Here is a 13,202-nt window from a genome sequence, read left to right as displayed (position 1 = left end):
CCCGCGCTCAGGCCAGCGCCCGCGCGGCGGCGTGAACCGCGGCGCGGATGCGGTGATAGGTGGCGCAGCGGCAGAGATTGCCGGCGAGCGCGGCGTCGATATCGGCATCGCTCGGCGAGCGGTTCTCGCTAAGCAGCGCGATCGCGGCCAGCACCTGGCCGGACTGGCAATAGCCGCATTGCGGCACATCGAGCCCGGTCCAGGCGTTCTGGACCGCCTCGGCGACGCGGCCAGCCGCGCCCTCGATGGTCGCAACGACCCGGTTCTCGAGATCCCCGACCGGGGTCTGGCAGGCGCGCACCGGCTGGCCGTCCACCAGCACCGTGCAGGCTCCGCACAGCGCCTGACCGCAGCCGTATTTCGTGCCTGTCAGGCCGATTTCGTCCCGCAAGGCCCACAGAAGCGGCATCTCCGCCTCGACATCGAGCGCCTGCGGGCGCCCGTTGAGGGTGAAACGAACCATTCCGGTTCTCCAGTTTCGGTTTGGAATAATAACAACAACATAGTGTCCTCTCCGGATTGTGACAGGGGTGAGGCGGTGAGCGCGGAAGAGGGCCGGAACATCCGCTGCCCGGACGCGCCGGCAGCCGCGGAGCATGGCGCAAGAAATGCATTGAGAAGCACATTCCTTCGCCCTAGCATTCGGGGAATGCGGCGCCAGACGCCGTCAAGAACAGGGCGCGCCAGGAATAATGGCACCGCCAGGAACAGGGAGAGTTCGATGTCTTTCACCACCAGGGCCGTTCTCGTTGCGCTCGCCGCGACGACCATGCTGGCCGCCGCCGAAGCGCGCACGCTGAAATGGGCGCGCGCCGGCGATTCCCTCACGCTCGACCCGCATGCCCAGAACGAGGGGCCGACCCATACCCTCGCGCATCATCTCTACGAGCCGCTGATCATCCGCGATCATACCGGCAAGCAGATGCCGGCGCTCGCGACCTCCTGGGCGATCACCGCCGATCCCAATGTGTGGGAATTCAAGCTGCGCCAGGGCGTGAAGTTCCATGACGGCGCGGATTTCGACGCCGACGACGTGGTGTTCTCGCTTGAGCGCGCCATGCAGCCCACCTCCGACATGAAGGGGCTTCTGACCTCGATCGAGAAGGTCACGAAGGTCGATGCCTTCACCGTCCAGATCCGGACGAAGGGGCCGAACCCGCTGCTGCCGAACAATCTCGGCGACCTGTTCATCATGGACAAGGGCTGGGCCGAGAAGAACAACGTCACCAAGGTCCAGGACTTCAAGAACAAGGAAGAGAATTTCGCCGTCCGCAACGCCAACGGAACCGGGCCGTTCATGCTCGTGAGCCGGGAGCCGGACGTGAAGACCGTGATGAAGCGGAACGAGAATTACTGGGGCAAGGGCCAGGTTCCGCTTGAAATCACCGAGATCATCTATACCCCGATCAAGGCCGACGCGACGCGCGTGGCGGCGCTGCTTTCGGGCGATGTCGATTTCGTGCAGGATCTGCCGGTGCAGGATATCGAGCGCCTGCGGCAGGACAAGAAGCTCAAGGTCAATTCCGGGCCGGAGAACCGCACGATCTTCTTCGGCTTCAATGTCGGCGATGCGGATCTCAAGAGCGACAATGTCGACGGCAAGAACCCCTTCGCCGATCTGCGCGTGCGCCAGGCGATGAACATGGCTGTCAACCGCCAGGCGATCCAGCGCGTGGTGATGCGCGGCGAGAGCGTGCCGACGGGCATCATCATGCCGCCCTTCGTCAACGGCTGGACCAAGGAACTCGACGCGGCGCCGGCGGTCGATGTCGCCGCGGCGAAGAAGCTACTCGCCGATGCCGGCTATCCGAACGGGTTCCAGACCACGCTGCACTGCCCGAACGACCGCTATGTCAACGACGAGGCGATCTGCCAGGCGGTTGTCGGCATGTGGGGTGCGATCGGGATCAAGGTCAACCTCGTCAGCCAGTCGAAATCGATCCACTTCACGCTGCTTCAGAAACAGCCGCCGGAATCGGATTTCTACATGCTGGGCTGGGGCGTCCCGACCTTCGATTCCGATTACATCTTCTCCTTCCTCTACCATACCCGCGCCGGATCGCGCGGCTCCTGGAACGCGACGCGCTATTCGAACCCCGAGATCGACAAGCTGATCCAGACGCTCTCGGCCGAGACCGATCTCGCCAAGCGCAACGCGACGATCGCGCAGATCTGGGCCAAGCTGAAGGCGGATACCGTCTATATCCCGGTGCATCACCAGGCGCTGAGCTACGGCATGAAGGCCGAGTTCGACATCCCGGTCGATGTGTCGAACCAGCCGAAGCTGAAATTCGTCTCCTTCAAGCGCAGCTGATCCGCCGCGCGGGAATGCCGGGCCGGCCACCGGCCCGGCATTCGATGGGGAGAACCGCCCGTGCTCGCTTATAGCCTCCGATCGCTCGCCCAGGGCGCGCTCGTGCTCGTCGCGGTGGCGTTCATCGCGTTCTCGATGTTCCGGTTCGTCGGCGATCCGGTCGTCAACATGCTCGGCCAGGAGGCAACGCTCCAGGACCGCAGGGAACTGACCGAGCGCCTCGGCCTCGATGCGCCGTTTCCCGTGCAATTCGCGCGTTTCATCGGCAACGCGGCGCGCGGGGAATTCGGCGTTTCCTACCGGCAGGGGCGCAAGGTCTCGGACCTGATCCGGGAGCGGCTGCCGGCAACGCTCGAACTGGCGCTGCTCTCGGCGATCTTCGCCACCGGCGCCGGCATCCTGCTCGGCGTCTATGCCGCGATCAACCGCGACGGCTTCCTCTCCAATCTGGTGATGACCGGCTCGCTGGTCGGGGTGTCGCTGCCGACCTTCCTGATCGGCATCGGGCTCATCTATGTTTTCGCGGTCGAGCTGCGCTGGCTGCCCTCGTTCGGGCGCGGCGAAACCGTGGCGCTCGGCTGGTGGAATACCGGGCTGCTGACCGATTCGGGCCGCAAATCGCTGATCATGCCGGTGCTGACGCTCGGCTTCTTCCAGCTCACGCTGATCATGCGGCTGGTGCGCGCCGAGATGCTCGAGGTGATGCGGGCCGAGTTCATCCGCTTCGCCCGGGCGCGCGGCGTCGGGGAGCGGACGATCCAGCTCCGGCACGCGCTGCGCAACACGCTGATCCCGGTCGTGACGATCGCCGGGCTCCAGCTCGGCTCGGTCATCGCCTTCGCCATCGTCACCGAGACGGTGTTCCAATGGCCCGGTCTCGGCGCGCTGTTCGTCAACGCCGTCCAGTTCGCCGACGTGCCGGTGATGGCGGCGTATCTGATGTTCGTCGCCGCGGTCTTCGTCGTCGTCAACCTCATCGTCGATCTCACCTATTTCGCGCTCGACCCGCGGCTGCGCTCCGGCGCGCGGCTCGCGAAGGGCCATTGAGCCGCAACCCGTGCGAGCAGAAAGTCCCATGCGCAGCCACGAGCCCGAAACCGCTCCGCCCGAGAATGTCTCCCCGGCGCCCGAACCGCGCCTGCCGGCGCTCGCCCGTGCCTGGGACAGCGATCTCGCCCATGCCTTCCGGTCCTCGCCGGTGGCGATGCTCTCGGCGCTCATCGCCCTGACGATGATCGGCGCCGCAGTGCTCGCGCCGCTCATCGCGCCGCAGAACCCGTTCAACCCGGCCGAACTCAACCTGATGGAGGGGATGACGCGGCCCGGCCAGGCCAATGAATTCACCGGCCGGAGTTTCCTCTTCGGCTCGGACCCGCAGGGGCGCGACATGCTCTCCGCCGTGCTCTACGGGGCGCGGGTCTCATTGCTGGTCGGGGCGGCGTCGGTCGCGTTCTCGGCGGTGTTCGGCGTCGTGCTCGGGCTGATGGCCGGCTATCTCGGCGGGCGCGTCGAGGCGATCATCATGCGGATCGCCGATATCCAGCTCTCCTTCCCCGCGATCCTGATCGCGCTGCTGATCTTCGGCGTGGCGCGCGGGGTGATCCCGCCGGCGCAGCAGGAGGACGCGACGCTGATCCTGCTCATCCTGGCGATCGGCCTTTCGAACTGGGCGCAATACGCGCGCACCGTGCGCGGCTCGACGCTGATCGAGAAGGGCAAGGAATATGTCCAGGCCGCGCGCGTGATCCGCCGTCCGGCCTTCGTCATCATGCTCCGGCACATCCTGCCGAACGTGATGGGGCCGGTGACGGTGATCGCCACGATCAATCTCGCGCTGGCGATCATCGAGGAGGCGACATTGTCCTTTCTCGGCGTCGGCATGCCGCCGACCCAGCCCTCGCTTGGAACGCTGATCCGCGTCGGGCAGCAATTCCTGTTCTCGGGCGAATGGTGGATCCTGTTCTTTCCGGCGCTGATGCTGGTGCTGCTGGCGCTGGCGATCAACCTCATCGGCGACTGGCTGCGCGACGCGCTCAATCCGAGGCTCAAATGACCGCGCCCCCGCCCCCCGGAGCCGCCCCCGTTCTCGAAGTGCGCGACCTCGTCTTCGAATTCCGCACCCGGCGCGGCGTGCTGCGCGCGCTCGACCATGTCAGCTTCGACATCGCGAAGGGCGAGGTGCTCGGCGTCGTCGGCGAAAGCGGTGCCGGCAAATCGCTGACCGGAGCCGCGATCATCGGGCTGATCGAGCCGCCCGGCCGCATCGCCGGCGGCGAGATCCGGCTCGAGGGCGCGCGGATCGACAATCTCGCCCCCGATGCGATGCGCAGGATCCGCGGCCGGCGGATCGGGATGATCTTCCAGGATCCGCTGACCTCGCTGAACCCGCTGTTCCGCGTCGGCGACCAGCTCGTCGAGACGATCCAGATCCATCTCGGGCTCGACGATGCGGCCGCGCGGGCGCGCGCCATCGCCCTGCTCGCCGAGGTCGGGATCCCGGCGCCGGAGCGGCGGATCGACGGCTATCCGCACGAATTCTCCGGCGGCATGCGCCAGCGGGTGGTGATCGCGCTGGCATTGGCGGCCGAGCCGGACCTGATCATCGCCGACGAACCCACCACCGCACTCGACGTCTCGGTGCAGGCGCAGATCATCACGCTGCTGAAGCGTCTCTGCCGCGAGCGCGGCACCTCGGTGATGCTGATCACCCACGACATGGGCGTGATCGCCGAGATCGCCGACCGGGTGGCGGTGATGTATGCCGGGCGCATCGTCGAGATCGGCCCGGTGGGCGCGGTGATCCGCGCGCCGCGCCACCCCTATGCCGCCGGGCTGATGGGCGCGATCCCCTCGCTCGAGGGCGGGCGGGCGCGGCTGCTGCAGATCCCCGGCGCGATGCCGCGGCTCGACCGGATCCCCTCCGGCTGCGCCTTCCGCCCGCGCTGCGGGCAGGCATTCGCGCCCTGTTCCGAGCGCGTGCCGCCGCTGATGGCGGCCGGCTCCGGCCTCGCTGCCTGCTGGCTGCTCGACGCGGATATGACGGCGGAGGCGGCGCGATGAGCGGAATTCTCGTCACGATCGATGCGCTGGAGCGGCGCTTCGACGTCTCGAAACCCTGGCTGGAGCGCGTGCTCGCCGGAGAAAGGCGGCTGAGCCTCAAGGCAGTGGACGGCGTCTCCTTCGCCATCCGCAGAGGCGAGACCTTTGCGCTCGTGGGCGAATCCGGCTCGGGCAAATCGACCATCGCGAAAATGATCGTCGGGCTGCTGCCGCCCTCGGCCGGGCGGGTGACCTATGCCGGGCGGGCGCCGGGCGAGGCCCCGGCCGCCGGCGGGGTGCAGATGATCTTCCAGGATCCCTACGCCTCGCTCAACCCGCGCTGGCGCGTCGGCGACATCATCGCCGAACCGATGACGGCGATCGGCCGCCCGGCGGACCGGGCGGCGCGGCGGGCGCGGGTCGCGGAATTGCTGGCGCTGGTCGGGCTCTCCCCGCGCGATGCGGAGAAATATCCGCATCAATTCTCGGGCGGCCAGCGCCAGCGCATCGCGATTGCGCGCGCGCTCTCATCCGAGCCGGATTTCATCATCTGCGACGAGCCGACCTCGGCGCTCGATGTCTCGGTGCAGGCGCAGATCCTCAACCTGATGCGCGACCTCCAGGACCGGCTGGGCCTGACCTATCTGCTGATCTCGCACAATCTCGCGGTGGTGCGGCACATGGCGCACCAGATCGGCGTCCTCTATCTCGGCCGGCTCGTCGAGGTGCAGGAGACCGAGCGGCTCTTCACCGCGCCGCGCCATCCCTATACGCGGCTGCTGATCGACGCCGTGCCGGATCTCGCCGAGATCGGGCGTGACCGTGAGCCGCTCCAGGGCGAGGTGCCGAGCCCGATCGACCCGCCGCCCGGCTGCACCTTCCATCCGCGCTGCCCGCTCGTCGTTCCGCGCTGCCGGAGCGAGGCGCCGCTGCTGCGCGACGGCGTGGCCTGCCATGTCGCGCAGTCGGCTGCCCCGACCTGATCCGGATCGTCGGGAAGGGCCCGGCTCATGCGAGCGGCGCGAGTTGCTGCTCGAGCGCGGGACGCAGATGCTCGTGCTGGCGCGGCAGCTTGAGCGCCTCCCCGAGATGCGTGACCGGCTCGTCGCGGGTGAAGCCGGGCTCGTTGGTGGCGATCTCGAACAGAACACCGCCCGGCGTGCGGAAATAGATCGCCCAGAAATAATCGCGGTCGATCACCGGCGTGACGTGGTGGCCGGTCTCCGTCAGCGCCTTGCGCACCTCAAGCTGCCGCGCGCGGTTCTCGACCGCGAAGGCGACATGGTGCACCGAGCCGCCGCCCTCGACGGCGCGGTTGGCATCCGGCACGGCTTCGAGATCGACGATATGCGCCCCCGCGCCGCCCGGCAGCGCGAAGCGCGCGACACCACGCTCCTCCGCCAGCTTCTCGTAGCCCATGAAGGTCAGCAGTTCGGCGGTGGCGCCGGTATCGCGCAGCCGCATCGCCACCGAATGGAAGCCGCGGATCGCAAGATCGGCGCCGACCACACCTGTCCAGGGCGCGCGGGCATCCGCGTCCACCTCGACAAGCGCCAGGCTGTCGCCGTCCGGACCCTGAACGTGAAGCCGCTTCTCACCGAAGCTCTCCTCGCGCGCGAGGCCTGAGATGCCGAGGCCGGCAAGCCGCGCCGCCCAAGCGTCGCGCGTACCTGCCGGAATGGCGAAGGCGGTCGTGCCGACCTCGCCGGCTCCGGGCCTTCCGGCGCGGATGCCGGGGAACGGAAAATAGGTCATCACCGTGCCCGGCGTACCGGTCTCGTCGCCGTAATAGAGATGATAGACATCCGGCGCATCGAAATTGACCGTCTTCTTGACCCGGCGCAGGCCGAGGGCCTTCGTGAAGAAGGCGTTGTTCCGCACGGCGTCCGCGGTCAGCGCGGTCACGTGGTGCAGGCCCCTGATCTGGTCCAGCATGGGATGCTCCTGAAGGCGGCGGCGGCATGCGCGGCACCCGGTTGCGATGGAGCGAAGATGGTGCCGCCGCGATCGAACCGGAAGACGGCATATTCGGCAGCATATTTTGCGCCAATGGCACCGATTGTGCAGAATGCGCCCGCGCGGCGGGATCGAAAGGATCCGGATCGTCCATGATGGCGCGGAACGGTCGAGCCTCGCCGCCGCCGCATGGTGCGGCGGGCGATCGCGGGACGGGGCCGGCTCGGCGTGCCGCTTCTCGTCCGTGACCACGCGCCGGATCCCGACATGGCGGACCGCTTCGTCGCATGCGCCATGCCGCTGAGCCAGCGGTGGAGCTGATCGACGCCCTGGGAGCGCCTTCACCGCCTCGGGCCGGCCAAGGGAGATATCGTGCCGATCCAGATCGCGGCCACGATTTCAAGGATTACGCGGTTCAGATTACCGATGCGGAACCCAGCCCTGAAGCCGCGCTCAGCGCAGCGCGTGGCGCGCCCTACGGGAATCGAACCCGTCTTTGCAACGTGAAAGGCTGCCGTCCTAACCGATAGACGAAGGGCGCCCGCGCGGGGCATTCCCTTAGCGGGGTTCGGCAGGCGGGGCAAGCGGCGCGGATGCGAATTCCCGTAACAGGGCCGCGGGGCGGCGATCCGCCGCGCGGACGGCAGCGCTTGCGCATGGCGGCGCTTCGTGCTCTTCGGAGGCTCAACCCTTCCGAGGCCCGCGTGACCCCCGTCCCCCAGACAGACCGCACCCTCGCCGGCATCGCGCTGATGCTCGCGGCGATGTTCGCCTTCTCCCTCAACGACGTGATGGGCAAATGGCTCGTCGCGACCTATGGCGTCGCACAATTGCTGCTGATCCGCTCCGGCGCCGCCTTGCTGATGCTCGCGCCGGCGATCCACCGAGTGGGGCTCGCGACCATCCTGCGGCCGCGCCGCCCCTGGCTCCACGCGCTGCGGGCCTTCTGCTCGACCGCCGAGGTCGCGTTCTTCTACTGGGCGGTGACCTATCTGCCGCTCGCCGACACGGTCGCCTTCTATCTCGCCTCGCCGATCTTCGTGACGATCCTTGCGGCGCTGTTCCTCAAGGAGCGGGTCGGCTGGCGGCGCTGGCTCGGCGTCTCGGTCGGGTTCGCGGGCGTGCTGATCGCGCTGCAGCCGGGCGGCACGGAGATCGGCTGGCCGGCGCTGATCGCGCTGTCCGGCGCGCTGATCTTCGCCGCGTCGAACATTCTGACGCGCGAACTCGCGGGCGAGAACGAGGTCACGCTTGTTTCCTGGCAGGTGCTGAGCGCGCTGCTGTTCGGGCTCGCGGTCGCGCCGTTCCGCTGGGTTGCGCCAAGCTGGCTCGATTTCGCGGCGCTGATGCTGCTCGGCATCGTCTCGGCGCTGGCGCATATGGGGGTCAACCGCTCGCTGAAATACGCGCCGGCCTCCGTGGTGGTGCCCTATCAATATACGCTGATCGTCTGGGCGACGCTGTTCGGAATCGTCTTCTTCGGCGACTGGCCGGGGATGAACGTGGTTCTCGGCTCGCTGATCATCGTCGCGGCGGGGTTGTGGATCTTCATGCGCGAGCAGGCCCGCGCGAGGGAGCGCGCCACGGCTCAGGCGCAGAGGCCGATGGAATTGCCCTGACCCTGCCCCGGCTCACCCCGCCGGCGCGAGATCGACGATACGCAGGCTGACGCGCGGCCGCCCGCCCCAAGTGTCGCGGCCGGCATGCACGGCGAGATGCGCCGCCCGGCCGCGCGCGGCGGCGAGCGCCTCGCCAAGCGGCCGGCCGGCGGCGCGGAAGGCCATGGCCTCGGCCCGCGCCCCGGAGGGAGCGCCGAGCGTCACGCGCAGATGCCCGCCGCGCATCTCGCGCAGATCGAGGATGCGATGCGCCGGCAGCGCCAGCAGCGGCTCGGGATTGCCCTGCCCGAAGGGCCCGGCCCGGGCGAGATCGGCGACGAAATCCGGCGTCAGGCTCTCGGCGGTGAGCGCGGCGTCGATCAGCAGGGCGTCGGTTGCACGGGCGGCGGCGACATCTGCGCCCAGTGCCGTTTCGAGATGGGCCGCGAAATCGGCGATGCGCGCCGGGTCGAGCGTCACGCCCGCCGCCATGGCATGCCCCCCGCCCTTGGCGACGAGCCCGATCTCGACGGCGCGGCGCACCGCCCGACCGAGATCGACCCCGGTGATCGAGCGGCCGGACCCGGTCGCAACCCCCTCCCCGATCGCGATGGCGAAGGCGGGACGACCGAAGCGCTCCTTGAGCCGCCCGGCGACGATGCCGACGATGCCGGGATGCCAATGGGCGCCGGCGACGACGATCGCCGCCCGCCCGGCCTCCTCCGGCCCGATCATGGCGAGCGCATCGGCCTCGGCTTCGGCGAGCATCGCCTCCTCCACCGTCTGCCGCTCGCGGTTGAGCCGGTCGAGCGTCGCGGCGATCGCCCTGGCCTCTTCCGGGTCGGCCGTGACCAGCAGCCGTGCGCCGAGCCCGGCCTCGCCGATCCGTCCGCCGGCATTGATGCGCGGGCCGAGGAGAAAGCCGAGATGCCAGGCCTCCGGTTCGCTCTCGAGCCGCGCGACATCCCCGAGCGCGACGAGACCGGGTCGCTCGCGCCGGGCGATCACCTTCAGCCCCTGTGCCACGAAGGCGCGGTTGAGCCCGACGAGCGGCACGACATCGGCGACAGTGGCGAGCGCGACGAGATCGAGCGCATCAAGCAGGTCCGGCACCGCGCGCCCGGCACCGCGCAGCACGCGGTTGAGCCCGACCAGCGCGAGAAAGACGATTCCCGCCGCGCAGAGCTGGCCGAGGCCGGAGAGATCGTCCTGCCGGTTGGGATTCACCAGCGCCTCCACCGGCGGCAATTGCTCCGGCGCCTGGTGATGATCGAGAACGACGACATCCATGCCGAGGCGGCCCGCCTCGGCCAGCGGTTCGTGGCCCGAGGTTCCGCAATCGACGCAGACCAGCAAGGTCGCGCCCCGCGCCCGCAGCGCGCGGATCGCCTCGACATTCGGGCCGTACCCCTCGGTGAGCCGGTCGGGGATATGGATCGCCGGCGCGAGCCCGAAATGCCCGAGATACCCGGCGAGCAGCGCCGCGGAACAGGCGCCGTCGACATCGTAATCGCCGAAGATCGCGATGCTCTCGCGCGCGGCGATCGCCGCCGCGAGCCGGGCGACGGCACGGTCCATGTCGATCAGGGCCGAAGGGTCCGGCAGGGCGTCCCGCAGCCGCGGCGCGAGGAAGGACGGCGCCGTCGTCACATCGGCGCCGCGCGCGGCGATCACGCGCGCCAGCGTCGCCGGCAGGCCATGGGCAGCGGCGATGGCGAGCGCCGTGCGCGAGCCGCGCGCGTCGAGCCGGTCGGCCCAGCGCCGCTGCAGCGCGGAGCGGACGACACCGAGATAGGCCGGCGCGGCGGCATGGCCGGGAACGGACGGATCCTGCATCGGCCCAGCCATGCCGGCTTGCGGGCCGGATGGCAATGGCGGAGAGGCGATGGCGGCGCGCCTCAATCGAGATGGAATTTCGACAATTCGCGATGCTCGCCCCAGATCCGGCGGACGGTGCCGGTGGTCGAGCGGTAGACGATGGTCTCGGTCTCGATGATCTCGCCGCGGAACTTGACGCCGGAGAGCAGCGCGCCATCGGTCACGCCGGTGGCGGCGACGACGGTATCGCCGGCGGCGAGTTCCATCAGCCCGTATTTCTTGCGGGGATCGGTGATGCCCATGGTGGCGGCGCGGGCGATCTTCTCCGGGGTGTCGAGGATCAGCCGTCCCTGCATCTGGCCGCCAACGCAGCGCAGCGCCCCGGCCGCAAGAACGCCCTCCGGCGCGCCGCCAATGCCGAGATAGATGTCGATCCCGGTCGCGGGCTCGGCGCATTGGATGACGCCGACGACATCGCCATCGGTGATGAGGCGGATCGAGCAGCCGATGGCGCGGAGCTTCGCGATCAGTTCGGCATGGCGCGGACGGTCCATCACCAAAGCGGTGATCTCGCCCGGTTTGACGCCCTTGGCCCGCGCAAGCGCCATGATGTTGTCCTCCGGCGCCGCGTCGAGATCGACGATCCCGGCCGGATAGCCGGGTCCGACGGCGATCTTGTCCATGTAGACATCCGGCGCGTAGAGCAGCGTGCCGGATTGCGCCATCGCCATCACCGCGATCGAGCCCGGCATGTCCTTGGCGCAGAGCGTCGTACCTTCGAGCGGATCGACCGCGATATCGACCTTCGGCCCCTTGGTGGTGCCGACCTTCTCGCCGATGAACAGCATCGGCGCCTCGTCGCGCTCGCCCTCGCCGATCACCACCGTGCCCTCGATCGGCAGCTTGTTGAGTTCGCGCCGCATCGCGTCCACCGCCGCCTGGTCGGCTGCCTTCTCGTTGCCGCGTCCGCGCCATTTGGCCGAGGCGACGGCGGCGCGCTCGGTGACGCGCACCAGCTCCATCGTCAGGATGCGTTCGATGATCTTGTCTTCGGATACGACGAGGTCAGGCATGGTGGTCCGGTCCTGGCGGCTGTGGCAATGCGAGCGCGCTTCTAGCAGCCGCGCGCCCGCCCGTCACGCCGCATTCCGCGCCATCATTTCCGATAGACCTCGGGATCGGCCGTCACCAGGCCGCGCACGACCAGGATGCGGGTCTCGTCGCCGCGGATGCCGAAATCATTGTCGTTGATCAGCACCAGCGCGCCATCGCCGAGGAAGGCGACGCCCTCGATCTTCTCCGGCGCATCGGGGATGTCGCGGGCGCTGTCGAGGCGCAAGGTCTTGGCGAGCGGCACGATGCCGGTGCCGGCGAGATCGTTGGTCTGTTCGAGCGTCGGGCGCGTGGCGGGATCGTCCCATGCGCTGCCGCGGATGTCGGTCGCGCCGGCCAGCCGGATCTCGTAGAGCTTGGTGGTGCGCTCGGTCCGTTCGAGGACGAGGAGCCGGTCCGGCCCCAGCGCCGTCAGCTCCGAGATGCGCGGGTCGCTCTGCCGGTCGGACGGATCGCGCGCGAAGCTCCGCGGATCGTCGAGCTGGTAGACCCATTCCCCGACGATCGCGCCCGCGCGCCGGTCGAACTTGAACAGCCGGGTGTTGCGCGCGGCGTTGAACGTCTTCGCATCGGGATTGGCGAGCGGGTTCTGGACGATGAAATAGAGGAAGGCCTCGTCCGGCGAGACGGCCAGCGATTCGATGCCGCGATTGCCCTGCCGCTTCGACAGGATCGCCGGCAGGACAGCGTGGATTTCAGCCTCGGAGCGCTTGTAATCCTCGCCCTGATCGGCGGGCACGAAGCGGCGCAGGATGCGCCCATCCGCCGAGAGTTCGGCGATCGAGGGGCCCATCTCCTCGCCGATCCAGAACGTGCCGTCCGCCAGCCGGACGATGCCCTCGAGATCGAGATTGTCGGGATCGTCCGGCAGGACATTGCCGGCGAGGTCGAGCCCGGTATCCTTGGTCGCCTTGGTCTGCGGGTTGAGGAGCCCGGTGATCGGCCGGCCGGATTTCGTCTTGACGGGGATCGTCTCCACCACGCGGAAGGTGCCGGCGGCCCGGTCGAGCGCGACGCGGTAGATCGAGGGCGCATAGCCCGGCACCGGGTAGACGCGGCCGTTCTTCTCGCGCTTGCAGCGCGCGCCGATCTCGGGCGAAAGCAGCTTCTCCGCCTCGGCACAGGTCATGTTGGGGCCGCGATCCCCCACCGTCCAGATTACATCCGCCGGATCGGTCGGGTGCCGGAACGCGCCGGAGCCGATGCCGATCGTGTAGGCAAGCACCCGGCCCCCCGGCAGCGTCACCGGCGCCAGAATCTGCGCCGGATCCCCCGGCGCGGCGCGGAGCCGCGCGATCTCGGCCGCTCCTGCGGCCGGCGCGCTCAGGGCGAGAAGGACGACAAGGGCGGCGCGATGCATCTTC

11 protein-coding genes and 1 tRNA gene are annotated in these 13,202 nt (G+C 68.9%); 6 read left to right on the top strand and 6 right to left on the bottom strand.

The window, feature by feature from the left end; genetic code table 11:
* Positions 1-7: 7 nt before the first annotated feature.
* The gene (locus FWJ24_RS05530; protein ID WP_150286810.1) at positions 8-463 is read right to left on the bottom strand and encodes a (2Fe-2S)-binding protein; all 456 of its coding nucleotides are present in this window, start codon (positions 461-463) and stop codon (positions 8-10) included.
* Between the two features lie 258 nt (positions 464-721).
* On the opposite strand from FWJ24_RS05530, the gene FWJ24_RS05525 reads away from it, so the two are divergent.
* The 5 genes from FWJ24_RS05525 to FWJ24_RS05505 are packed head-to-tail and all read left to right on the top strand — an operon-like array spanning position 722 to position 6,336.
* Entirely contained in the window at positions 722-2,314 is a 1,593-nt protein-coding gene (locus FWJ24_RS05525; RefSeq protein ID WP_150286809.1) for an ABC transporter substrate-binding protein, read from the top strand.
* A gap of 60 nt (positions 2,315-2,374) precedes the next feature.
* Positions 2,375-3,361 carry an ABC transporter permease gene (locus FWJ24_RS05520; protein ID WP_150286808.1) on the top strand — a complete coding sequence of 329 codons (987 nt, stop codon included), beginning with the start codon at positions 2,375-2,377 and terminating at the stop codon, positions 3,359-3,361.
* Between the two features lie 28 nt (positions 3,362-3,389).
* Positions 3,390-4,367, top strand: a complete 978-nt coding sequence (locus FWJ24_RS05515; protein ID WP_150286807.1) for an ABC transporter permease — start codon at positions 3,390-3,392, stop codon at positions 4,365-4,367.
* Positions 4,364-5,374 carry an ABC transporter ATP-binding protein gene (locus FWJ24_RS05510; RefSeq protein WP_150286806.1) on the top strand — a complete coding sequence of 337 codons (1,011 nt, stop codon included), beginning with the start codon at positions 4,364-4,366 and terminating at the stop codon, positions 5,372-5,374. Before FWJ24_RS05515 ends, FWJ24_RS05510 begins: the two co-directional genes overlap by 4 nt.
* Positions 5,371-6,336, top strand: coding sequence for an ABC transporter ATP-binding protein (locus tag FWJ24_RS05505; RefSeq protein ID WP_150286805.1), 966 nt, complete (start codon positions 5,371-5,373; stop codon positions 6,334-6,336). Before FWJ24_RS05510 ends, FWJ24_RS05505 begins: the two co-directional genes overlap by 4 nt.
* Positions 6,337-6,361: 25 nt before the next feature.
* On the opposite strand, the gene FWJ24_RS05500 is transcribed toward FWJ24_RS05505, so the two are convergent.
* Together FWJ24_RS05500 and FWJ24_RS05495 are read right to left on the bottom strand one after the other, a co-directional pair.
* Positions 6,362-7,288, bottom strand: coding sequence for a VOC family protein (locus FWJ24_RS05500; protein ID WP_150286804.1), 927 nt, complete (start codon positions 7,286-7,288; stop codon positions 6,362-6,364).
* Positions 7,289-7,775: 487 nt separating this feature from the next.
* Positions 7,776-7,850, bottom strand: a tRNA-Glu gene (locus FWJ24_RS05495).
* A gap of 163 nt (positions 7,851-8,013) precedes the next feature.
* Here FWJ24_RS05495 and FWJ24_RS05490 point away from each other — a divergent pair.
* Positions 8,014-8,928: a DMT family transporter gene (locus FWJ24_RS05490; protein WP_246155555.1), complete on the top strand. Its 915-nt coding sequence runs from the start codon at positions 8,014-8,016 to the stop codon at positions 8,926-8,928.
* Between the two features lie 12 nt (positions 8,929-8,940).
* Here the strand turns inward: FWJ24_RS05490 and recJ are convergent, their stop codons facing one another.
* The 3 genes from recJ to FWJ24_RS05475 all read right to left on the bottom strand — a co-directional run bounded on the left by recJ (position 8,941) and on the right by FWJ24_RS05475 (position 13,198).
* The gene (gene recJ / locus FWJ24_RS05485) at positions 8,941-10,755 is read right to left on the bottom strand and encodes a single-stranded-DNA-specific exonuclease RecJ (RefSeq protein WP_246155554.1); all 1,815 of its coding nucleotides are present in this window, start codon (positions 10,753-10,755) and stop codon (positions 8,941-8,943) included.
* A 50-nt stretch (positions 10,756-10,805) separates the two neighbouring features.
* The gene (gene glpX / locus FWJ24_RS05480) at positions 10,806-11,798 is read right to left on the bottom strand and encodes a class II fructose-bisphosphatase (protein ID WP_150286802.1); all 993 of its coding nucleotides are present in this window, start codon (positions 11,796-11,798) and stop codon (positions 10,806-10,808) included.
* An 83-nt stretch (positions 11,799-11,881) separates the two neighbouring features.
* The gene (locus FWJ24_RS05475) at positions 11,882-13,198 is read right to left on the bottom strand and encodes an esterase-like activity of phytase family protein (protein ID WP_150286801.1); all 1,317 of its coding nucleotides are present in this window, start codon (positions 13,196-13,198) and stop codon (positions 11,882-11,884) included.
* Positions 13,199-13,202: the final 4 nt, after the last annotated feature.

It is taken from the genome of Rhabdaerophilum calidifontis (genome assembly GCF_008641065.1).
GTDB lineage: Bacteria > Pseudomonadota > Alphaproteobacteria > Rhizobiales > Beijerinckiaceae > Rhabdaerophilum > Rhabdaerophilum calidifontis.
This window is presented reverse-complemented; position numbering and strand designations above follow the sequence as displayed.

Bases quoted from the DNA above. Each gene is read 5' to 3' on its own strand.
- FWJ24_RS05510 (WP_150286806.1), top strand. From the start codon at position 4,364: ATGACCGCGCCCCCGCCCCCCGGAGCCGCCCCCGTTCTCGAAGTGCGC.
- FWJ24_RS05500 (WP_150286804.1), bottom strand. From the start codon at position 7,288: ATGCTGGACCAGATCAGGGGCCTGCACCACGTGACCGCGCTGACCGCG.
- FWJ24_RS05505 (WP_150286805.1), top strand. From the start codon at position 5,371: ATGAGCGGAATTCTCGTCACGATCGATGCGCTGGAGCGGCGCTTCGAC.
- glpX (WP_150286802.1), bottom strand. From the start codon at position 11,798: ATGCCTGACCTCGTCGTATCCGAAGACAAGATCATCGAACGCATCCTG.
- FWJ24_RS05475 (WP_150286801.1), bottom strand. From the start codon at position 13,198: ATGCATCGCGCCGCCCTTGTCGTCCTTCTCGCCCTGAGCGCGCCGGCC.
- FWJ24_RS05530 (WP_150286810.1), bottom strand. From the start codon at position 463: ATGGTTCGTTTCACCCTCAACGGGCGCCCGCAGGCGCTCGATGTCGAG.
- FWJ24_RS05515 (WP_150286807.1), top strand. From the start codon at position 3,390: ATGCGCAGCCACGAGCCCGAAACCGCTCCGCCCGAGAATGTCTCCCCG.
- recJ (WP_246155554.1), bottom strand. From the start codon at position 10,755: ATGGCTGGGCCGATGCAGGATCCGTCCGTTCCCGGCCATGCCGCCGCG.
- FWJ24_RS05525 (WP_150286809.1), top strand. From the start codon at position 722: ATGTCTTTCACCACCAGGGCCGTTCTCGTTGCGCTCGCCGCGACGACC.